This window comes from Candidatus Methylomicrobium oryzae (assembly GCF_016745425.1).
In the GTDB taxonomy this organism is placed as follows: domain Bacteria; phylum Pseudomonadota; class Gammaproteobacteria; order Methylococcales; family Methylomonadaceae; genus Methylomicrobium; species Methylomicrobium oryzae.
This window is the reverse complement of sequence record NZ_JAERVK010000009.1, coordinates 35,444-56,585: the sequence shown is the minus strand read 5'-3', so window position 1 is coordinate 56,585 and position 21,142 is coordinate 35,444. Positions and strand designations below refer to the sequence as shown.

Annotated in this window: 16 protein-coding genes; 5 read left to right on the top strand and 11 right to left on the bottom strand. The window is 60.2% G+C overall.

Annotated elements, in window-relative coordinates; genetic code table 11:
- Positions 1 to 2: 2 nt before the first annotated feature.
- Genes coxB through JJL52_RS11350 form a run of 4 tightly spaced genes read right to left on the bottom strand, consistent with a single transcriptional unit; the run spans position 3 to position 4,100 of the window.
- Complete coding sequence (gene coxB, locus JJL52_RS11365) at positions 3 to 962, bottom strand: cytochrome c oxidase subunit II (RefSeq protein WP_202052536.1); 960 nt, start codon at positions 960 to 962, stop codon at positions 3 to 5.
- A gap of 8 nt (positions 963 to 970) precedes the next feature.
- Entirely contained in the window at positions 971 to 1,456 is a 486-nt protein-coding gene (locus JJL52_RS11360; protein WP_202052535.1) for a c-type cytochrome, read from the bottom strand.
- A 17-nt stretch (positions 1,457 to 1,473) separates the two neighbouring features.
- Positions 1,474 to 2,322, bottom strand: a complete 849-nt coding sequence (locus JJL52_RS11355) for a substrate-binding domain-containing protein (RefSeq protein ID WP_336885064.1) — start codon at positions 2,320 to 2,322, stop codon at positions 1,474 to 1,476.
- Positions 2,319 to 4,100 carry a methanol/ethanol family PQQ-dependent dehydrogenase gene (locus JJL52_RS11350; protein ID WP_202052534.1) on the bottom strand — a complete coding sequence of 594 codons (1,782 nt, stop codon included), beginning with the start codon at positions 4,098 to 4,100 and terminating at the stop codon, positions 2,319 to 2,321. Before JJL52_RS11350 ends, JJL52_RS11355 begins: the two co-directional genes overlap by 4 nt.
- 755 nt (positions 4,101 to 4,855) lie before the next feature.
- Here JJL52_RS11350 and JJL52_RS11345 point away from each other — a divergent pair.
- Positions 4,856 to 6,361 (top strand): hypothetical protein, encoded by a 1,506-nt coding sequence (locus JJL52_RS11345; protein ID WP_202052533.1) that lies wholly within the window; start codon positions 4,856 to 4,858, stop codon positions 6,359 to 6,361.
- 231 nt (positions 6,362 to 6,592) lie between these two features.
- Here JJL52_RS11345 and JJL52_RS11340 read toward each other — a convergent pair whose 3' ends face one another.
- The 3 genes from JJL52_RS11340 to JJL52_RS11330 form a co-directional block, all read right to left on the bottom strand.
- On the bottom strand, positions 6,593 to 8,182 hold the full coding sequence (locus JJL52_RS11340; protein WP_202052532.1) for an FAD-dependent oxidoreductase: 1,590 nt from the start codon (positions 8,180 to 8,182) through the stop codon (positions 6,593 to 6,595).
- A 257-nt stretch (positions 8,183 to 8,439) separates the two neighbouring features.
- The gene (locus JJL52_RS11335; RefSeq protein ID WP_202052531.1) at positions 8,440 to 8,721 is read right to left on the bottom strand and encodes a type II toxin-antitoxin system HicB family antitoxin; all 282 of its coding nucleotides are present in this window, start codon (positions 8,719 to 8,721) and stop codon (positions 8,440 to 8,442) included.
- 187 nt (positions 8,722 to 8,908) lie between these two features.
- Entirely contained in the window at positions 8,909 to 10,504 is a 1,596-nt protein-coding gene (locus JJL52_RS11330) for an alkaline phosphatase D family protein (protein ID WP_202052530.1), read from the bottom strand.
- A gap of 107 nt (positions 10,505 to 10,611) precedes the next feature.
- Here JJL52_RS11330 and JJL52_RS11325 point away from each other — a divergent pair, with 107 nt between their 5' ends.
- From JJL52_RS11325 to lplT, 3 genes are all read left to right on the top strand, one after another.
- On the top strand, positions 10,612 to 12,378 hold the full coding sequence (locus JJL52_RS11325; protein ID WP_236994210.1) for a PQQ-like beta-propeller repeat protein: 1,767 nt from the start codon (positions 10,612 to 10,614) through the stop codon (positions 12,376 to 12,378).
- A gap of 212 nt (positions 12,379 to 12,590) precedes the next feature.
- Complete coding sequence (locus JJL52_RS11320; RefSeq protein ID WP_202052529.1) at positions 12,591 to 13,385, top strand: UDP-2,3-diacylglucosamine diphosphatase; 795 nt, start codon at positions 12,591 to 12,593, stop codon at positions 13,383 to 13,385.
- Positions 13,386 to 13,399: 14 nt separating this feature from the next.
- Positions 13,400 to 14,710 (top strand): lysophospholipid transporter LplT, encoded by a 1,311-nt coding sequence (gene lplT / locus JJL52_RS11315; protein ID WP_202052528.1) that lies wholly within the window; start codon positions 13,400 to 13,402, stop codon positions 14,708 to 14,710.
- Between the two features lie 40 nt (positions 14,711 to 14,750).
- On the opposite strand, the gene JJL52_RS11310 is transcribed toward lplT, so the two are convergent.
- On the bottom strand, positions 14,751 to 14,996 hold the full coding sequence (locus JJL52_RS11310; RefSeq protein WP_202052527.1) for a hypothetical protein: 246 nt from the start codon (positions 14,994 to 14,996) through the stop codon (positions 14,751 to 14,753).
- Positions 14,997 to 15,397: 401 nt separating this feature from the next.
- Positions 15,398 to 17,263 carry a pyruvate kinase gene (locus JJL52_RS11305; RefSeq protein WP_236994209.1) on the bottom strand — a complete coding sequence of 622 codons (1,866 nt, stop codon included), beginning with the start codon at positions 17,261 to 17,263 and terminating at the stop codon, positions 15,398 to 15,400.
- Positions 17,264 to 17,426: 163 nt separating this feature from the next.
- Between JJL52_RS11305 and JJL52_RS11300 the strand changes: the two genes are divergently transcribed.
- Positions 17,427 to 19,214, top strand: a complete 1,788-nt coding sequence (locus JJL52_RS11300; RefSeq protein ID WP_202052526.1) for a patatin-like phospholipase family protein — start codon at positions 17,427 to 17,429, stop codon at positions 19,212 to 19,214.
- Between the two features lie 118 nt (positions 19,215 to 19,332).
- Here the strand turns inward: JJL52_RS11300 and JJL52_RS11295 are convergent, their stop codons facing one another.
- Together JJL52_RS11295 and JJL52_RS11290 are read right to left on the bottom strand one after the other, a co-directional pair.
- Positions 19,333 to 20,265 carry an aKG-HExxH-type peptide beta-hydroxylase gene (locus JJL52_RS11295; protein ID WP_202052525.1) on the bottom strand — a complete coding sequence of 311 codons (933 nt, stop codon included), beginning with the start codon at positions 20,263 to 20,265 and terminating at the stop codon, positions 19,333 to 19,335.
- Between the two features lie 343 nt (positions 20,266 to 20,608).
- On the bottom strand, positions 20,609 to 20,845 hold the full coding sequence (locus JJL52_RS11290) for a hypothetical protein (RefSeq protein WP_202052524.1): 237 nt from the start codon (positions 20,843 to 20,845) through the stop codon (positions 20,609 to 20,611).
- Between the last annotated feature and the right edge of the window lie 297 nt (positions 20,846 to 21,142).

Here is a 21,142-nt window from a genome sequence, read left to right as displayed (position 1 = left end):
CCTTATTTCAAGCTGCGAAGGTAAGCAACCACATCGGCCAGTTCCCGCGCCGGAAGATGCAGGGCGGGCATGCCGCTGCCCGGCTTCAGGGCTTGCGCATCATCGACCCAGGCGGCATCGTTTTCCGCGTTATTCGCCAGAAGTCCGGCGGCAATCGTGGCGCGGCTCGCCAGATGCGTCAGGTCCGGCCCGAAATTGCCGCCGGCCAGAGTGCCCCGCACGGCATGGCATACGCTGCAGCGCATCAGAAACACCTGTTGCCCATGCCGCAATTCAACAGTTTCGGGAGCGGCGGCCGCCGCCAGTTGGCGCCGGCGCCAGGCCGCGAAGTCGGCAGGCGCCTGCGCGATCACATGGAATTCCATATGGGCATGCTGGGCGCCGCAATATTCGCCGCAGCGAGCGAAATAGTCGCCGGCTTTTTCGGCCTGCAGCCAGGCCGTATTGTTTTTTCCGGGAATCACATCCGTTTTGCCCGCCAATTGCGGTACCCAGAACGAATGGATGACGTCGGCGCTGGCCAAATTGATCCGGACCGGCTCGCCGGTAGGAATATGAATCTCGTTGGCGGTAGTAAGGGCCAGCGCCGGGTCGTCGCCGCGGTACTTGACCTCCCACCACCATTGGCGGGCCGTCACGTCGACGGTCAGTGCCGGCGTGCTCGCGGGCGAATACACGGCCGTTACGGTGCGGACCGTCCATAGCGTGCTGGCGAACAGCACCACGGCGGTAATACCGACGCCGATGTAGATCCAGGCCATGCCTTTCGATTCCCGCGTTACCGGAAGCGGCTCACCGGTACCGGGCCGGTCCGTATCCCTGTGTCTGAAAATTGCCAGCGCCAGGAGTACCGCGATAATGGCCGTCACCGCAAGCGAGATGGCTATCAGGCCCCAGCCCAGGGCGGCGAGCGGATCGGCGGCCGGACCGAAACTGCGCAGATAATTCAGCGGCGTCGCCATCGCTCCTCTCACTCCGATGATTTGGATCGGGCCGACGGATTGGCCGGCGCCGGCAGGGATTTCAGCGTCTCGATATAAGCGACCAGTTTCCAGATCGACGCTTCGGGCAAGGCCTTGCCGAAAGCGGGCATGCCGTTGGGACGCCCCTGCAGGATGGTGAGGTAAATTTGTTCGGGCCGGCCGCCGTAAATCCACTTTTCGTCGGACAAAGGCGGCCCCATGCCGCCCCCGCCCTGCGGGGCATGGCAGCCTGCGCAATTCATGCCGATGAACAATTTTCCGCCCTCCGCAATGGCCTGCCCTTCGCCCGCATACGGATTTTCGTAGGTGTCGGGTTCGGCCTGCAGGGGAATGTGCGTGCCCCCGACCTGGCTGTTCAGCAATCGGCTCGAGGCCGGCTCCGACGGGCTCCCGGAAAAAACTTCCTCCGCAAGCGCCGCCTGCCCGGCTGCGAGAAGACCGGCGGCGATCAGATTCAGGGGCATGATACGCATCATATAACGCTCGCAGGTCAGTGGTTAAAGGAAGCCGGTTTATGGCGCGGGTCCGTCCGCGGCACATGGTAGCCGTCCAGTAAGGCGGCGATCGCATCGCGGTTGCGGTCGAGCGCGGCATCGAGCCGCGATTTCAACAGCTTATCGCTTTTGCGGACGCCGAGGGAGATCGAAAAAACGAACGGCAGCTTGTTCCGCCTGTCGTCCGCCAGGGGTACCAGCGTCAAGCCGGCCGGCGTCTTGCCGGCGAAATAGCCGGCGGCCGGCCCCCAGGCTACCGCCACGTCGATATCGCCCTGCGCCACGCCGTCGACCAACTGCAGGGGCGGACTGGCTTTGCCGTAATCGCCGTAGACACTGTAACCGACCACATTGTCGATGATGCCGCGGCGAGCCAGCGCCAGGGCGGGCGGGGAACTTTTATCGCCCGCCAGATGGACGCCGATGCGGAGCCGCTTCAGTTTGGGATCGTCCAGGGAACGGATGCGGTAACCCCGCGCCGTCGGATAAACCAACACATAGCTCGAACGGTAATACGGTCGTGTGGTCAGCGCCTTGTCGTCCCGGCTGGGCAGTCCCATCACCACGTCGCACAGCCCGGCATTCAACGTTTCGCGCAGAAACCCTCGGCGCTGCGCGTGCCAGGTATAGTCGAGCGTCATCCCCAAAGACTTTGCCAACAGTGCGGCCAGACGATTTTCGAAGCCTTCGCCGGCCTGATTGGAAAACGGCAGATTGTTGGGATCGGCGCAGACGCGCAGTACCGGCGGCGTCCCGGCCGGTTCATCGCTCCAGGCCGATACCGGCAGCGCGGTCAGCATGCCCCCCAGGCACCACCGCGCGACCTTCCTGCCGAAACCCGTCACTCGCCAGCTTCCGGCAGCGCGAACACGTACAGCATACCGCCCGCGCTGGTTGCCTGGGGCAAGTCGGCGCTTGCCCCGCTAAATCCCAGTGCGCCGAACGGTATCCGGGTGTCCAGCTCGCCGGCAACCGCCACGCCGGCCCAGCCTCCGACGCCGGATAGCACGGCGACATACTGCTTGCCGGACGGCGCCGTATAGGTCACCGGCTGGCCGATCACCCCGGAGCCGGTGCGGAATTTCCATAATTTCTTGCCGGTCTTCGCGTCGACCGCTTTGAACCAGCGGTCCATCGTGCCGTAGAAGACGATATCGCCCGCGGTGACCAGCGCGCCGCTCCACACCGGAAATTTTTCCTTGATTGACCAGGCCGGTTTCGCCGCGACCGGATCCCAGGCCGTGAACGCACCGCGATTGCCGCCCGGTCCGGCCTTGATCACGACTTCGGCGCCTACGAAAGGGGTGCCGGCGATATAACCGACTTCCGTGCCTTTCATATCCATGCAGAGATTGTTGTGCGGGACGTACAGCAACCGGGTGCGCGGCGAATAGGCCGACGGCTGCCAATCCTTGCCGCCGGGCGCGGCCGGGCAAATATCCTTGACCTCCATGCCCTGATGCGTTTCCTTGCTCTTGGCCATGACCGGACGGCCGGTTTCGAGGTCGATTTTCTCCACGCTGTTCGTGTAGACGAACGGAACCGCCGACAGGATCCGGCCATCGGTGCGGTCCATCAGATACATATAGCCGTTGCGGTCGGGATGCAGCATGGTCTTGCGGGGCCGGCCGCCGATGTTCAGATCGACCAGCACATGCTCGTTGACGCCGTCGTAATCGTGAAAATCGTGGGGAGCGTACTGATAGGCCCATTTGGCATAGCCCGTATCCGGGTCGCGGGCAAAGACGCTGGATCCCCATTTATTGTCGCCGGGCCGCTGATCGGCGTTCCAACTGCCGGGATTGCTGGTGCCGTAATAGACCAGATTGAGGTCCGGATCGTAGGACAGCCAGCCCCATACCGCACCGCCGCCGGTCTTCCAGGCATCCGGCGGCCAAGTCGCGACGCCGAGATCGCGGCCATTGCCGGAGGGGTAAGGCGCTTTGAACTCCTTTCCGATCAGCACGTCCTTGTCGGGTCCGGTGCTGTATGCGCGCCATAACTGTTTGCCGGTTTTCAAGTCCAGCGCGGTCAACCAGCCGCGCACGCCCATCTCGCCGCCGCTGTTGCCGACCAGCACCTTGTCTTTGACGATCAGCGGCGCCATGGTCATGCTTTCGCCCCGGTTGATGTCGCCGAGCCGGGTTTTCCAGACTTCTACGCCGGTATCCGCATCGACGGCGATCGTATGATTATCCAGCGTATTGAACACCACCTTGCCGTCGGCATAGGCGGCGCCGCGGTTGACGACATCGCAGCAGGCTACGCCCTGAGCCGCCCGCTGCGGCTCCGGCTTATAGGCCCATTTGATAGGGCCGCCCGGTTCCTTCAAATCCAGGGCATACAGAATATTCGGATAGGGGGTCACGATATACATCGTACCGTCGACGACCAGCGGCGCGGCCTCGTGCCCGTGCAGCACCCCGGTCGAAAAAGTCCAGGCGACCTGGAGGTGGCCGACATTGCCGGCATTGATCCGGTTTTCTTCGCTGAAGCGCCAGGAGGCATAGTTTTTTCCCGGCATCGCCCATTGCATATCCGGGACGGCAGATTCGGCGCGCAGGCCGGAACCGCCAGTAAACAAAGCCAGGGAGGCGACAAAAAGTCTCGAAAACAACCCCATTTAACCTCCAACCCTGGATGCCTATCAGAAGCCTTCAACGGGCTTTTCGTCACGGTTCGCTAAAGCCGTGAGGCGTTCGCCCTCTTCGAAAAAACTTTACGCTTGCTCAACCTAAAGTTCAGTACGCTACCCCACATAAGCCCAACCCCTAAGCCAGGCTCCGACCGATTTGTTCTCCTAACCTTCATCGATAGTGCCAAGGCCGGGAAATTGCCGGGACGGTAGTTAAGGAGCTGGTAGGAAATAACTTCCCGAATGTTGATGGTTTTGAAAAGCAGAGGCTTCGCTCCCCGCTTTGAAAAAGACGACTGCAGGGATGCAGGAGGTACAAGCCCAAGGAAGGGCGAGGGAGATCGCGTCGGGAACACGCGATCGATGACCCCCCGGATGGGGGAGGTAAATCGCGTCAGGAACAAACGATCGAAGGCAACGCAGGGAGCGGTTGCCGACGACTGCAAGGAGGCAGGAGGTAGGCAATGCAGGAGCTATAGTGCCGAGGGGCCGGGGGAGATTGATCAAATAAATCCCCCTCGATCCCCCTTTTTCAAAGGGGGAGGTGTTTTTGACGAAGCTCTCCTTTTTCAAAGGGGGAAGTTGTTTTTGACGAAATCCTAAGGAACTCCGTATCCGCATCCGGACGGCTATCCGCTCCGGCTCGCCGTTCCGAACGGCCTTAGATGAACGCCGACAGAACCCAGGGAATTTTATCGGCCGGCCGACTGCCTAACGGTTTTTCCGACATCAAGGCGTCAATCATGTCCGCTCCAGCCTTCACACGGTATATCCGCCATGCGGTGGTTCTTGCCGCCGCCGGGTGCCTGCTTGCGGCGACCGCTTACGGAGAAGAAGCCTTTAATCTTCCGCTGCCCGCCGTCGCTTCGTCCCTTACCGCTGCCACGACCGGGTTGCCTCCTATGGAACAGGCCTTGGTTCCCGAAGGCGTTTTCGCCGTACGGCTCGCCGAAGCGTTAAAGCTTGACCGGTCGCCGGACGAAGCCCAAGCGGAATCGCTGCTCGGCAGCCTCGGCATCACGCCCGCAAACGGCTGGATTACCGATTACCCGGTGACTCCGGCGGTACTGGGAGATATCGAGAAAAGCCTTGCCGAAGCCGCCGAGCAGGGAAAACTGGGTTTCGGCAAGCGCCAAGCCTTGGCGCTGCTCGCCGAAGTGGAAAAAGCACTCGGGCTCGACGTGACGCCGAATCTGAAAACGCCTGCCGGCCCCGTCCGCAAGCCGGAAAACAGGCCTTTGTATCGCTATACCGACGGGCAGGGAGAAATTCATTACACCGATGACTACAATGCCATACCGGAAGCCTATCGGAGCAGCGTCAAAATCCTGAATCCGCCGGCGCCCCCCGGAGTTTCCGACCTGGACGAAGGACTGATGGGCGAAGCGCCCCCGCCGGAATACACGGCAAATCCGGATTCCGGCACCGTCGAAGAGTATTTCGACGTCTACGGCCCTCCCGTGGTGACCTATTATTCGCCGCCGGTGCCTTACGATTATCTTTACACCTGGACGCCTTACCCCTTCTGGTCCGCGGGATTCTATTTTCCCGGCTTCTTCGTGTTGAACGATTTCCACCGCCCTGTGTTTCTCGGCCGCCATCGTTATTTCGTCAGCCGTCATTCCGGCGGAAACAAATACCGCTATCCATGGGCCGAGAGATCGCTCAAAACGTCTCCAGGAGGCTTTCGCCAGTCCGGCCCTACGCCTCCTCGGCACGGGTTTTACACACCTTCTGCCAGAGCCGGCGCCCAGGCCATCGTGTCGCGTACCGGAAGCCGCCGCGACCGGAACCGCTCCGCCGCACCGCAAATGCAGTCGGCGGAACGGCCGTCCGCTTCCAAGGGAAGCTTTTCGGGAAGCCGAAGCAGGCGCCCTCAAATCATCCGCTGGAATTCTTCCCCTCAAGCGACGCAGCGGAGCGGCGGTTCCGCTGTCGCTCCATCGTATCGTTCCCGCGACATTGCCAATCGCCGGATAAACCCGAGGCAGGAAGAAAGGCGGCTTTCCGGCGGAAACGGGCGCGAACGGCAGTCTTTCGGCCAAGGGATTCGAATGCCCCAAAACATCCGGGCCGCTCCCCTCTATCGTCAGGAGCGCATCCTCCAGCCGCCTCGCACCACCGGAAGAAGCATGGCGCCGGCAACCCCTGGCCGCGGATCCTTCGAAGGATTTCGAGGCGGTGCCGGCTTTGGCACCCGCGGAAGCGGGTCTTTCGGAGGCGGCGCAAGATCCGGCGCGCGCCGGTAAGCCGGCGGATGCCGAATCGATAACGACAAGCCCTTTTCCATTTTTTAGAGCATTTTCGTTTCGGGTATACGGACAGAGCGGCTTGACTCAGGATGGGCCCCCCCCTCATGACCCGCTCCTACAGGGAGACGACAACCAAGAACATAAATTTCGCCCCCTGCACGCGATCCGAAAATGCTCTAGGATGGCTCCGCGGCATTGAGAACGCCGGCCCCCGGTACGGGCGAAACTTCATGCGCTGTGCCGTTGGTCGGCGCTGCCCGCAAGACGCAGCCGTTCACGCCCGTAATCCGCAATGGCGGAAGCGTCCAGGACACCGCCGCAGATGCCGATGTGGCCGTCGGGACGCAGCAGGTAGAACGAGGGACTGGGAATACCGGCACGCCGCAATTCCGCGTCATTGCAGGGATCGGCGGGGACGGCATGGATGCGCAGAAACCCGCCGTAATCCGCGGCGGCGCCGGACGGCGGAGGCTGCCCGATCACAATCAGGACCAGACGGGTATCGTCGAGCTTTTCGAAAAGGTCTTCGGCCGGGCCTTGGGCAGCGAATTTGAGCCGCAGCCAGGGAAAACGGTCGCCCGCCTGGGGCGCCCCCTCGGGCATTTCGCCTTGCGATTTCGACAGCGGGCTTGCCCGATAATGGATGCCGATCTGGGAAACGGCACGAAACGCGAAACGCTGAATCCGTTCGAGCCGCAGCGCGCAGGCCGCCAGACGGGCGAGAATCTTGGTCCGCAACAGGCCGGCAAGCCAGTTGTCGGCGACGACCAGCTTGAACCCCTTGTCGGTGGTATTCAGCAGGCGGCGCGCGACCGGCAGGCGTTCCTCCTCGTAGGAGTCGAGGAGCGCCGCGCCGGCACGACCCTGGACCACGAGGGCGAGTTTCCAGGCCAGATTGTAGGCATCCTGAAGCCCTGTGTTCATACCTTGCGCGCCGACCGGGCTGTGAATGTGCGCCGCATCGCCGAGCAGGAAGCAGCGCCGGTCGCGGAAGCATGCGGCGCAGCGGTGATGGATCCGGTAAGAGGAAAACCAGGTGCAGCTCTTGATGTCGAGACCGGCTCCCGCTTCGCGATGCAAGGACGGCAGTACGTCCTCGAATCCCAAGTCGTGCCGGCCCCGCAGGGCGGGAGGAAGGATGCCGACAAGCCGCCAGTGATCCCGTCCGCGCATCGGAAAGAAAAGATGAAAGCCCTGCCGCCAAAGATAAACGTTGACCTGATCGGGAACCATTGTCCCCGTTGCCACGGTATCGGCGACAAAAAACACGTGCGGGTAAGGAGCCCCTTCAAAAGGGATGTCCGATAACGCCCGCACGGCGCTGTGCGCTCCATCGCATCCCGCCACCCAAGCGGCGGCTATCCTGCGCGTACCCCCGTCGGACAATTTCAGCGTGGCCTCGACATGGTCCTGTTTCTGTTCGAGCCCGATCAGCTCGGTATGCCACTGGACGGAGACTCCCCAGTCGCGGAGGCGGTCTCCCAGGATACGTTCGTTGTCGTCCTGGCCGAGAATGAGAATGTACGGATAAGGAGTCGCGTTTTGTCCGGCTCCGCTCAAGGGCACGCGCGCCATCCAGCGCCCTTCCGCCCACAAATTGGCGCCCGTACCGCGCTTGCCGAGTTCGAGCGCACGCCCGACGATGCCCAGGCGCGCATAAATTTCCAGAGTGCGGGCCTGTACGCCGAGCGCCCGGGTCTCACGGGCGGGACCTTCATGCCGATCGATAATGGCGATCCGTACGCCTCTCCGCGCCAGCTGATTGGCGAGCATCAACCCGGTAGGGCCGGCTCCGACGATAAGCACATCGGTCTCCATGAAATCCTCCCGGAGTCAATCCCGATGAAGGCAAAATATCGGCCTCCCCTCTTAAAGTCCCGAACAACAAGCCCCCCTCATCGCAATCGACGGGACGAGGCTTCGAGCTATCGCGTTCTTGTCCAAAAAAGAGGACGGAACGGAATCGGGACGGACGGGTCGAAAAGACGGTTTCATGGTAGGTAGCCGCGTGTGCGCACAGTATCGCCCGAGCGTTCCGCTCCATAAGGATTGTCGCTGTATCCCCCTGGATTCAGCTAGTGCAGGCGGCTTAAGTTGGCGAAACCGTAATCGTTTTGCGGCACATCGACGGTTTCGACCTCCAGGATTTTTACCTTGCACTGGTGCGTCGGCGGTTCGAGCCCGAGTTCTTCCAGGTTTTGTATCTGGTGCGAAAGGGTGACCTGTAAAGCCAACAGGGCTTTTTCCTCGGTCGGCCCGTGGGCAATGCAGCCCGGAATGTCCGGGCAGTAAGCGGTAAAACTTTTGGCGAGACCTTTGTTGGTCGGCTGAATAATTGCGAATAATTTCATTTTCATAACGCTCACTCTGGTTGCTTATCGTTAAAGGTAGATGGTCCCCCTGCTCCGATGTTTTTATTATGTCCGTGAGGTTCTTCCAGAAGAAGATTCTACAGATACAGGCAAGATGCTGTATATATTTAAAAAAGATCCATAATGGATAAAAAATGGATAGATTCCATATCCATTTCCGACACCGTTTTCGCTAAGCTGGAACTAATTCCCGGATATACAGCGCGTTCCCCTTGCCGTCTTTCAGAATCACCGTCATTACCCCGCTCTCGCCGTCAACGTCGATCTGACCGAACGATTGCAGGCCGGATAACGGCGACAGATTCGGTACCGGCGAGGCTCTTTGGAAGATCACTTGCGGGCCGAACGTATCGTCCAGCTCGTGCGGGCCGAAGCTGCCCGCATTCAAAGGGCCCGCGACAAACTCCCAGAACGGTTCGAAATCCTTGAACCGGGCTTTTGCCGGATCGTAAAAATGGGCGGCCGCATAATGCACGTCCGCAGTCAGCCAGACCGTGTTGGCGATGCCTTCCCGCTTCAGGAACGCCAGCAACTCGGCCAGCTCGAATTCGCGCCCCCGCACCGGACCGTCGCCGTTCGCGACACTTTCGAATTGCGGCCGGCTCCGGCGGTCGACGCCGTCCAGCGACTGCAGGCCGAGCGGCATGTCCGCCGCGATCACCTTCCATACCGCGGCCGACCGTTTCAATCCGGCTTTCAGCCAGTCCAGCTGCTCCCGTCCCAAATAGCATGTCTCCGGCCCCGGCCGGGCCTGATCGTTGCAGTTGTTGCCGCCCCGGTACGAACGCATGTCCAGCGCGAACACGTCGAGCAGCGGCCCGTAAGACAATTTCCGGTAAATCCGCCCGGCGGCATCGGCGGACGGCAGGCGCATCGGCGCATATTCGAACGCGGCCTGCCTGCCGCGCGCGACCAGCTTCGCGATCGATTTTTCGGCATAGCGCGGGTCGGCGCCCAAATCTTTCGAGGGGGACCAGTTATTGATGACCTCATGGTCGTCCCAAAGCCAGACGGTCGGAACTTCCGCATTGAAGCGCCGCAGGTTGTCGTCGAGCAGATTGTATTTATAGCGGCCGCGAAACTCGTCCAGCGTCTCGGCGACCTTGGCGACTTCCGGAATCACGAGATTATTCCAGACCGCGCCGGTCTGCGGCACGATCTGGGATTCCGGAATCGGGCCGTCGGCATAAACGCTGTCGCCGCAGTGGATGAAAAAGTCCGGCCCGGTCTGCCGCATCGCTTCGAAGATGCGCATGCCGCCGATGTCGGGATTGATGCCCCAGCCCTGCCCGCAGGTATCCCCCGACCACAGGAAACGCACGTCCCGCCTGTCTTCGGGCGCCGTCCGGAAACGGCCGTACAAGGGCTCGCTGAAGATTTTCGGGTTATCGAGGTCCCGGAACAGGACCCTGACATACACCTCCTGCCCGGACGGCAAGCCGCTCAGGTCGAGGCGGGCCGTATAATCGGTAGCGGACAGGGCCAAGGGGCCGGCCAGCATGCGGGCATCGCTGAAATCGGGCTTGAAGCCGTACTCGACGACCATTCGGGCAGGGCCGTCGCAGCGGCTCCAGACGACGGCCCGATCCGCCAGCACGTCGCCAAACTGAACGCCTTGCAGCGACTGCGGCCGGCCGGACAATTCCCCTGCGTGCCGCGATTCGCCAATACCGCTGTGCCCGGCCAAGGTCGGGATAGCTCCGGCCCCCAATGCCAGCCCCGCCGTCTTGAGGAAACGGCGCCGGGACCTTAAAACATCATTCGCCATCTCAAACAGATCATGATTGAACACCGGCCCGTATTATGGGAACGGGATCATGACAGGCTGATGACGGAACGGCCGCTTTCATCATTTCGTAACAGTCGCGGACTAGAATGCCGGCAAAATGGCAAGAAGAGTACCAGCGCTGCATGAAATTCAAGCGGGTTTATCTACAGGCGGCCTTTCTGACGGCGGCCGGCCTCGCCCTGTCGAATGACCGAATGCCGGGCTTCGCAATCGCGCATGCTCCCGGACAGGTTTCCCTGACCTCTATGTTCGCCACCGCTCCCCTCCCCTCCGCCGCGGTCGGGCAAACGCTGATCGCGTCCCCCTTGCTGAGCCGGATCGAAGGCAAGCCCCGGCTGGTCGCCGCCGCCTCCAATGGCATGATTTCACTGCTGGATGCGGAAACCGGCGCGCCGGCGTGGCAAATCGACGCGCCTGCGCCTGACGGGCAGCAGGTCGAACTGGTTTCGACACCGGCGCTGGTCGGCGAGAAACTGGTCATCGCTTATCAATGCCTGGATCGGGGCGTCCGCGTCAGTCACCGGATGGCCGTGATCGACCTGGCCCGGCAGGCGCTGGACCCAGCGTTTCCGGTCCTGGAGTTCGGCGCCGAGAAACCGGCCGCCGACGGCCGCTCGACCGTCCGATTCAATCCGCCGACCGCGTATTCGCATGCGGCCTTGAAGCATGCGCCGAAAAAAGACGGCGGGCTCGGCGTAGTGTACGCGTCTTTCGGCAACGCCGGCGACACCCAGCCATTTCACGGCTGGCTGTTCGAAGTCGATTTGGACCTCTGGCGGCAGCAAGGCCCGGATCGGGCGATCACCGCTACGCTGCTGACGACGCCGGAAGCCGAGTGCCCGGTCTCGGTGGAATCCGGCACCCAGGAAATGATCTGCGGCGGCGGCATTTGGACACCGCCCGGCCCCCAGATTTACCCGGCCGGGGACGGCTACGAACTGTTCGTGCCGACCGGCAACGGGCAGGTGGACTTGTCCCGGCGCGATTACGCCAATACGCTGATGCGCCTGAAACCCGGACTCGCCTTCGATCCCGGCTGCGATGCCCGGCTGTGCGCGGTTTTCGATCCGGCCGATCCGGACAGCGCCTGTATGGCATCCTGCAAGAACCTGTTCATTCCCCGCCTGGCCGAACACAATCCGCCATTGCAGCCGGCCAGCGGCGACTGCGACGGCAAAAGCTATGCGGATTGCCTGGCCTGGATGGATTACGACCTCGGCGCGAACGCGCCGGTCAAAGTCGCCTTGCAGGACGGCCATTCGGTACTGGTGCAGCCGGGCAAGGACGGCGGGGTTTCCCTATTGGATGCCGACCATCTCGGCACGCAGTACGACCGGCTGCAGATCGCCGATGTCTGCGGCATCGCCGCCGATCCCTGCAAGATCCCCTGGATGGGCATGATCGTGACGCAGCCGGTCGTCGGCTATGCGGCGGATGTCCCGGTGGTGGTCATTCCGACCTTCGTGCCGGATAAGACGCATCCGGCCGGCCTGGTCGCGCTGAAGATCGTGAGCGAAAACGGCACGCCGAAGTTCGCGCGTTTCTGGCAATTTCCCGCCCCCGAAAGCCCCGAAGCGAAGCAGCGCTTTCGAGCCCATCCGTCATTGCCGGTGATTTCGAAGCTTCCGCAAAGCGCGGAGGAAATCGTGTGGATCATCGATATCGGCCAGCACGGCACGCTTTACGGAATACGCATCCGGGACGGCAAGCGGCTGGCCGAGGTTTCGCTCCGGGGAACGGGGCGGCCGCTCTCCGCGCCGGTCATTCATCAAAATTACCTTTATGCGGCCTCCAGCCAGCCGAATACGCAACAAGCGCTCGTGGAAGGCTTCAGGATCGACGCGGAACCTTAGCATGCAAATCCCCTCGCGCGCCGGCATCCCTCTCGGCATTCAAGCCGAACGCGAACGGCGGACGCCAATGTCACGCAATTTTCATGCGCCGCTGTTAGCATCGCTGCTGCGCTTTGCTCCGCGAGCGGCGCACTGCTTGCGGCACACAGGGCTGCCGGCCTCCGGCGTTTTCAGCAGCGTCCCACTGACTTGTAATAACCTCCGGTGAGATTATGGACAACACTACCTACCGCACCATCTGGATTTCAGACCTTCACCTCGGTTCCGCGCAATGCCAGGCGGACGTACTGCTCGATTTTTTGAAACATACCGAGAGCGAAAAACTTTACCTGGTCGGCGACATCATCGATTTCTGGTCGCTGTCGAAAAAAATGTACTGGCCATGCGAGCACAATACGGTGATACAGAAACTGCTCCGCAAGGCCCGCCACGGCACCCAGATTATTTACGTGCCCGGCAACCACGACGAAAATGTGCGGGACTACCACAATTACGTGTTCGGGGATATCGTGGTCAAAAACACCGACGTGCATACCACCGCCCTGGGCAAACAGCTTCTGGTGGTGCACGGCGACGAATACGACACGATCGCCCAATATCACCAGTGGATCGCCAAACTCGGCAGCGCCGGCTACGACTTTCTGTTATGGATCAACCGCATCTTGCGTCCGGTCAGGCGCTGGCTCGGCATCCAGTCGCATTTCTCGCTGGCCGCCTACGTGAAGTTCAAAGTCAAAAACATCGTGCAGTTCATTTCCGATTATGAAAAAAGCATCGTCAGCACGTTGCGCGACAAAGGGCTGGACGGCGTAATCTGCGGCCATATCCACCATGCCGAAATCAAGGAAATGGAAGGTTTCCTGTACGTGAATACCGGGGATTTCGTCGAAAGCTGCACCGCGATCGTCGAGCATTTCGACGGCAGCCTGGAACTGATGCATTGGATCAAACAGGATGAGCCGGCGCTTTCGGCGCAAATGTCTCTCGAAGCCCATGTCCATGATTGAAAAGGATCAACGCGATGCATAAATCCTCGAAGCCTTTTGCCGCCGCCGATCCGGTTCCCGCCGATGCGCTCCGGCGCGCCGCGCCTTCGGTAGCTCGCGGTTTCTACACGATCCTGGCCGCGCAGTTCTTTTCCTCCCTCGGCGATAACGCCCTGCTGTTCGCGGCGATTGCGCTGCTCGAATCGATGCAGGCGCCCGCTTGGCAGATCCCGGTGCTGCAGCAGTTCTTCGTGTTCGCGTTCATTCTGCTGGCCCCGTTTGTGGGCGCCTACGCGGATGCGCTGCCGAAAGGCCAGGTGATGTTCATCAGCAACAGCATCAAGACGGCCGGCTGCCTGGCCATGCTGTTCGGGCTGCATCCTTTGATCGCCTACGGCTTTGTCGGCCTCGGCGCGGCGCTGTATTCGCCGGCGAAATACGGGATTCTGACCGAATATTTGCCGGCCGAAAGGCTGGTCTGGGCGAACGGCTGGATGGAAGGGCTGACCGTCGCGGCGATCATTCTGGGCGCCATTTTCGGCGGTTTGCTGATCGGGCCGCGCGCCGGGGCCGAGATCGTGCAACAGCTGAACGGGCTGGCTTTCAACGGCGGCATCGATACCGCGCCCGAATTCGCGATTCTGGCGGTCCTGGGCATTTACCTGATCGCGGCCGCACTGAATTGCTTCATCCCGAAACTGGCGATCGAACACGCGTTGACGCATCGCGATCCGGTCTCGCTGGTCCGGGAGTTCCGGCAGAGTTTCCTGATGCTCTGGAAAGATCCGCTGGGCCAGGTTTCGCTGGCGGTCACCTCGCTGTTCTGGGGCGCCGGCACCAGCCTGCGTTTCATTATTCTGGCCTGGTCGGCCGCCGCCTTGAATTTCGACCGGGAACAGGCGACGCAGTTGACCGCGGTCGTCGCGCTCGGCCTGGCGGCCGGGTCGGTGATCGCCGCCAAATCGGTGCCGGTGATGCATGCGGTCAAGGTCCTGCCGCTCGGCATCGCAATGGGGCTGGTCGTGCTGGCGATGGTGTGGGTGAGCGACTGGCGCCTGGCCACGCTGCTGCTGCTTGCGATCGGCATCCTGGCCGGCAGTTTCCTGATTCCGATGAACGCCCTGCTCCAGCACCGCGGGCATTTGCTGATGGGGTCGGGCCATTCGATCGCGGTGCAGAACTTCAACGAGAACCTGAGCATCCTGCTGATGCTCGGCGCCTATTCCCTGATGATCAGGGCCGGCTTTTCGATCCAGGCCGTTGTAATCGCCTTCGGTTTGTTTATTGCGCTCAGCATGGGCGCGATCCATCGCCTCCACGGCCACGATCAGGATTCGAATCCGTAACATTTCCGCAGGCTTTCGCCGCGGCGGCGAAAGCCTGCGCTCAGCGTAATTTCTTCCAGAGTTCCCGGCTGCAGTGCTTAAACCGCTCCCGGTCGCAATCGGTCAATCGGTAACGGTAACACAGAATGCAGCGGTTCAGGCGGCGCCGGTAGCGGCGATAAGCGATTTTCACCAGACGGTCGAGGCGTTCGAAGCGGACCTTGTTTTTAAAGGATCGCACATATTGCTCGACGTGCAGCAAGGCATACAGGCGCCGGGCCTGATCGATCAGTTGGTCGTTGTCCATTGCGGATAGGGCCTCAGCCGGTGTTTAAGGATTTCGCCAAACATACCTCCCCCTTTGAAAAAGGGGGATCGAGGGGGATTTATTTGATCAATCTCCCCCGCCCCCTCGGCACTATAGCTCCTGCATTGCCTACCTCCTGCCTCCCTGCAGTCGTCGGCAATTGCTCCTGCATTGCCCTCGATCGCATGTTCCCGACGCGATCTACCTCCCCCATCCTTGGGGTTGTACCTCCTGCATCCCTGCAGTCGTCTTTTTCAAAGAGGGGAGCGAAGCCTCTGCTTTTCAAATCCATCAACATTCGGGAAGTTACCTCCTACCAGATCCTAAAGGACTTACGGGAACCGCCGTGCTATTGTCCTGGCGCGCGCCAGAACGGATTTCGCCCAGGTTGGACATCGAGTTTACCATTCCAATGCCCGCAGCTGCGGCGTTTTTTTATACTGGTGCGCGTCCATCCGCTGCAGAATGTCGCCCAGTACCCGGATCGCATCGAGGATGTAAGGGCCTTTGTTCAGCATCACGCATTCGGCGCGCACGCTCATCGCGGCGTCGGTGATTTCGGGACGCGAGGTGCGGCCTTTCTTGGCCAGGGTTTCCAGCACCTGGGTCGCCCAGACGACCGGCACGTGCGAAGATTCGCACAGCCACAGAATTTCCTCCTGAATTTCGGACATTTTGACGCTGCCGAGTTCGACCGCCAGATCGCCGCGCGCGATCATGATGCCGAGTGGATGGCGCTCCATCGCGGACAAAATGATCCACGGCAGATTCTCGACCGCCGCCTTGGTTTCGATTTTGGCGATGATCGGCAAATCGTAACGGCCGCGCCGCTTGAGTTCGTCGATCAAAATCGCCATGTCGCCCGGCGAACGCACGAAGGAAAAACCGATCAGGTCGGCATGGCGGCAAACGAAATCCAGATCCGCTAAATCCTTGTCGCTCAGCGCCGGCAGGTCGATATCGGTTTCGGGAAAATTCAGGCCCTTGTCGCTGCGGATCACCACGCCGCCCTGCCCGGCTTCGATCACTTTCAGCATGGCGCCGTCGTCCGTGACCGACTCGACGACCGCGCCGAGCCTGCCGTCGTCGATCCAGACCGGCTGGCCCGGACGCAGTGCCGCAAATACCGCCTCGCAGCTGCATCCGATGCTGGCAGGCGTCAGGATCTGGCCGTTCACCCCATACACGGCCGGACAGCCCAATTCGTCGCCGCGGCTCAACAGTAAATGGTCGCCGTTTTCGACATGAATACTCGAAAACTTGCCGGAAAACGGCGCCAGCGGAAATTCGCCCAACACGTCGAATTTGCCGGCCGCATTCGCGCGCCGCCAGCTGAACTGGGTCTCGGCGTGCAGGTAAGTCGAGCTGAACCCATGGCAAAGCCAGTAGTCCGGCGTGGCTTTTTCGACCACCTCGAAAAAACGCGTCTTGTGCCGGCAGTCGCCGAAATACATCCGATCGCCCAGGGTCAACTGTTCATGAAAATCGTCGGGGATATGGAGGATCCGGTAGTCGGACCGCTGTATGTCGCCGCCATAAGACGGTTTACCGGCATTGCCCGGGCCGAGCTTGCCGAGCAGGACATGGAACGGCGCGACCAACTGCCCGTAAAGGTCCCGTTTGACTTTCAAATGAATCACCGGCGGCGCGGGCTGGATCGGGCCGGTGCGGATCTTATGCCCGGCCAGATCCATCAGAATTTTGCACGGCAGACCGGTCTCGCGTTCGGCGCGCCGGACATTTTCGAGCAGTTTCGCCCAAATCGTTTCATCGTCGTGCGCACAGTTGATCCGGGCGCAATTCATGCCCCTGAGCAGCAGCCCCTTGACCAGCTGGAAATCGAATGCCGCTTCGGTCGGCAGCGTGACCATGATCCTGACGCTGCGGTCGTCCGGCGGGGGGCCGAATAAGGCCGCCGTATTATGCGCGAGCAAGTCGCGGCCTTTCGCAAAACTCCCCCCACCTTCGTCGGCGATCAGCGCATCCACATTCTCGCCGACAACGCGCGCCAACAGGCGGATCACCACATCCAGATTTGCCAATACATGCGACTCGCTTCGTCCCAGCGAAGACAGCCCCGCTTCGGCCAGACGCTTTTGCAGGACGCACAGATCGCGCCGGCGCAGCGCCACATAATGGGCCAGGTTGACCGCGCTATAGCTCGGCCGGCCGCCCGAAAAGCAGTCACCGTAACGGAACAGCATGTTTTCCGCCTCCCGCATCACCTCAAGGCGCAGCGCCAACAAATCTTCCAGCAGTGCTTTCAAAATCGCTCTCCGTCATCGTTTCGTTACAATCCGCCAAAGTAGCACGGACAGATGACAATATCATTGCAGCGCGCTCCATTAAATGGATTGATCCGAAAGCCAAAAAGAAAGAGAATAACAATCGGCGCTAGCCAACTTCTTCAATCGACAGTGGCGGAATCTCATGGCAACAAACAAACTACAACAAAAACTCGGGTTGGCCCTTTCCGGCGGCGGTTTTCGGGCTTCATACTTCCACATCGGCGTACTGGCGCAAATGGCCGAACAGGGCCTGCTGCGCGATGTGGAAGTGATCTCCGCCGTTTCCGGCGGGTCGATCATTGCCGCGCTGTACTACCTCCATGTCAAAAAACTGCTGGAGTCCAAACCGGACGGCGAAGTGAAGGACCAGGACTATGTCGACCTCGTCAAACGGATTGAAACCGACTTCAAAAAGGCAACGGACCAAAACATTCGCTTGCGCACCTTCGCCGATTTCCGCTCCAACCTCAAGATGGCCGCGGCCAATTATTCCCGCAGCGACCGCATCTCCGAACTCTATAACACATACCTCTACCGGGACGTGCTGAACGACGTTTCCGACCCGGTGCAGATGCGGGAACTGAAGATTCATCCTCCGGGCGAACCGGATGATTTTCATCCCAGAACCGGAAATGCCCGCCGAAAAGCCAAAGTACCGATCCTGAACCTCAACGCAACGGCGCTGAACAACGGCCAGGATTGGCAGTTCACCGCCCAAACCATGGGCGAACCGCTGGGAGATATAAACGCTAAAGTGCCGGAAACGGTTACTCCCGCCGACATCTACCGCAGAGCGCCGTCTTACGCGGACCTCGCGCCCCATCAGCAGAATTTCGAACTCGGCCATGCCGTAGGGGCTTCCGCCTGCGTTCCGGGACTGTTTCCGCCGCTCGCGGTCAGCGGGCTTTACCGGGACGAAGACGATGATATCCGTATCCAGCTGGTCGACGGCGGAGTCTACGATAACCAGGGCATCGAAGCGTTGCTGTGGGCCGAATGCACCCATTTCATCGTCAGCGACGCCTCTTTGCAATTGGCCGTCGAAGACGAACCGGACACGGATACCCTTCCGGTACTGCTGCGCGCCGCGAACTGCGTGACGCCCGACCGGCTCCGGAGCGAAACCCTCGATAACCTGTTCGACACTTTCGGACGCGAAAAAACCGCTTTCATGCATTTGCGCAAAGACCTGGGGATTCGCAAGATTCCCTGGATCGGCCAGGACGGCAAACCCGCCGAAAGCGGCGCTCCCTCCCTTCCGCCTGAAACCGGAAGATTCGACGTCGCTCCCGAAATACAGGAGCTCCTGGCTAACGTACGTACCGACCTGGATGCGTTCAGCGAAGTCGAAGCCTATTCCTTAATGCTGGACGGCTACCGGATGAGCGCCCCGGAACTCGATACCTTCAGGGACAATAACGGGTTCGGGACGGCACCAACCCAACCGGCTGCCTTATGGAGCTTTCTGGCCATCGCGCCGAAGATCGATGCGCCGAGCCCGAGCCCCGACCTCCTCAAACAGTTGAAAGTATCCGGGCTGCGCTTCGGGAAAGCGATGATGCTGATTCCGGCGCTCTCGGCCCTGATCACGGCGCTGATGTTGCTTCTGCTGGTATTGCTCTGGCCTTACCTGAAGCTTCTACTCGAAATCAGGATTCCGCTCAGCGTGATCGCGGTGCTGGTGGCGATCGTGGTGGCGTACCAGCACTTAATGAAATGGGAGCGGATGTTCGCCTTCGTGAAGCCCTTGCGGCTGTCCATCGATGCGGTCAAACGCATCGTCTTGAATGTGGTCCCGGCGCTGCTCCTGATGCCGGTCATTTGGATTTACCTCAGGCTGATCAATCCGCTGTACCTGTGGCGGGGAAGAGTCGATAACCTCGACCTGAGCCCCCTGGAACGATGGCGGCATTTCCTGCGGTGGTTATAACGCTAAGGTAGGAGCCGCCTCTGTCAAGTCGGCGATCGTTCGGATAGGCAATGCTCCCGGCCGCCGTTTTTCGGCACGGGCAGAAGCTAAACCCTTCGATCGCCGGTTCAACGGCAAATCAAGCGCGTTGAAAAGGGCTCATATAGTCATAAGCGCTTGCCATTAATTTATTGCCGGTTTCGGATAGCTTCCCATATTGCCGGACGGTTTCGAATCCGTTCCAAAAACTCCGGCGGTCGGCCTCGCGCGAGGCGACGACCAATGAGATTTCCTCGGAACTCAATCGGTTCGACTCGAGAAGCCTGGACATCGCCCAATGCATACGGGCCGATACGAATGTCGCGTGGTAGATCCCGTCCATGGGCCTCGGATCGTCCCGCAAAGGAGAAGTATACCGTTCGTCGCCCTGATTCTCGACCAGCGGCTCCTCGATCGTGAAGCCGAAAAGCAGGCTGTGGGCACTTTCATGCGCCATCGCCTCGATCATAGCAACATCGGTGGCATGCTGCTCGGCATTGATGAATAAGGCCCCCCAAAGCAGGTAGCAGGAGCCGCCGGCAAAATCGTAACCGTTACTTTTGTCCCCGACGACCAGAATGACTTCGCGAATGATCGCCTCGAACTCTTCGGCCAGCGCCGGAACGGCCTTTTGCAGCCGTTCAAAAGCGGCGCGGAACCGTTCTACCGGTTTCCCGGCCTCATCCGGCTGAGGCGGCATGATATGAAAAGGCGTCTCCGAATCCGTATCCATCAGCCGCTGGTAACGCGCCAGTTTCGACGGCGGCACGATCTGATCCAGCGTGACTATTTTAAGTTCGGGCGTGATGGGCCGTTCCAGGCTCAACTCGCGGAATAAGTCGGCAGCCGACGCATGGTCGCCGTACATCAAGGCGGAGCTAATCTCGTAATACAGACCGAATGTCGAGGGCGGGTATAAATCACCGCGCTTCAAACGTTCGCCCAGTTCCGCCAGGCCGGGAGGCTTTTCGCCGAGTTGATCGTCCAAAGCCTGGCCGAGATAATCAATGCTATTGGCCAGTTCCGAACGCATGCGGCTGTCGAGATACCGCGCCCTTTCGCCGTTCGGAGGAAAACTGAAAGACAAATTCACTGAATCGATAATTTCTAAGAGTTGAAAGAGAGCCGGCCGTCTAAAGCTGTCGCCGACTTTATTAGCCCATGTCCATAGCGAACATGTAAGATTGAACCGACACTTCGTGTTTCCGGCTTTCCTCCCTGATAACCTTGCCGGGACCGGCCGGCAATTCCGATAAAATTTTGCCGTCCCAACCCTGTCGAAACGGCAAATTTATCTCGGCACTCTATGGTACGGCCGATTAGACCTTTAACGGTTGCCCGGCCATACTCACCTCTACTCCATAAAAATTAAGAGTTTAAGCGACTTTACCGATCTTGGCCCCAATGATAGACGAGAAAGCCACTTGGGCACGGTCAACCTTGCCGACCTTCGCACCTATAAGAGCCGCTGCCGGAATTTTACCTACCTTTGCCCCAACCGGAGCGGGTACCTTGCCAATCATTGCACTGCCGGCAAACGGATTGCCGGGATCTTTCACTAAAAGCTTGAAGCCGAGCAGCCGGCTCTGATCGAGGACCAGTTTTTTATTCATAATTCGCTCCTTAATGGTTAGCGGGTCAAAGGGTGGCAATGAAACCGTTGAATGGAATATGATGTATCCAGGTCGAGTTAGAGCTAACTCGTATATCCCAAGAACCATCATGCCGAATACAATGTGTCAAATATTACTGTTCAATCCGGCTTTTATAACAACGCGCAGATGAAACTTTTACAGAATCAACTTGGTTACCGGCACGGACTGCGGCAACCGACTTCGCAGTTGACCTTGCGGTTGAGATTATCCGGCGATGTTGATTTTATAGCACTGGACCGCTGTCTGGAAGAAGTA

Coding starts and splice junctions, on each gene's coding strand:
- JJL52_RS11295 (WP_202052525.1), bottom strand. CDS start 20,265: ATGCGTTCGGAACTGGCCAATAGCATTGATTATCTCGGCCAGGCTTTG.
- JJL52_RS11310 (WP_202052527.1), bottom strand. CDS start 14,996: ATGGACAACGACCAACTGATCGATCAGGCCCGGCGCCTGTATGCCTTG.
- JJL52_RS11330 (WP_202052530.1), bottom strand. CDS start 10,504: ATGGCGAATGATGTTTTAAGGTCCCGGCGCCGTTTCCTCAAGACGGCG.
- JJL52_RS11325 (WP_236994210.1), top strand. CDS start 10,612: ATGCCGGCAAAATGGCAAGAAGAGTACCAGCGCTGCATGAAATTCAAG.
- JJL52_RS11290 (WP_202052524.1), bottom strand. CDS start 20,845: ATGAATAAAAAACTGGTCCTCGATCAGAGCCGGCTGCTCGGCTTCAAG.
- JJL52_RS11300 (WP_202052526.1), top strand. CDS start 17,427: ATGGCAACAAACAAACTACAACAAAAACTCGGGTTGGCCCTTTCCGGC.
- JJL52_RS11360 (WP_202052535.1), bottom strand. CDS start 1,456: ATGCGTATCATGCCCCTGAATCTGATCGCCGCCGGTCTTCTCGCAGCC.
- JJL52_RS11335 (WP_202052531.1), bottom strand. CDS start 8,721: ATGAAAATGAAATTATTCGCAATTATTCAGCCGACCAACAAAGGTCTC.
- JJL52_RS11340 (WP_202052532.1), bottom strand. CDS start 8,182: ATGGAGACCGATGTGCTTATCGTCGGAGCCGGCCCTACCGGGTTGATG.
- JJL52_RS11350 (WP_202052534.1), bottom strand. CDS start 4,100: ATGGGGTTGTTTTCGAGACTTTTTGTCGCCTCCCTGGCTTTGTTTACT.
- JJL52_RS11320 (WP_202052529.1), top strand. CDS start 12,591: ATGGACAACACTACCTACCGCACCATCTGGATTTCAGACCTTCACCTC.
- coxB (WP_202052536.1), bottom strand. CDS start 962: ATGGCGACGCCGCTGAATTATCTGCGCAGTTTCGGTCCGGCCGCCGAT.
- JJL52_RS11345 (WP_202052533.1), top strand. CDS start 4,856: ATGTCCGCTCCAGCCTTCACACGGTATATCCGCCATGCGGTGGTTCTT.
- lplT (WP_202052528.1), top strand. CDS start 13,400: ATGCATAAATCCTCGAAGCCTTTTGCCGCCGCCGATCCGGTTCCCGCC.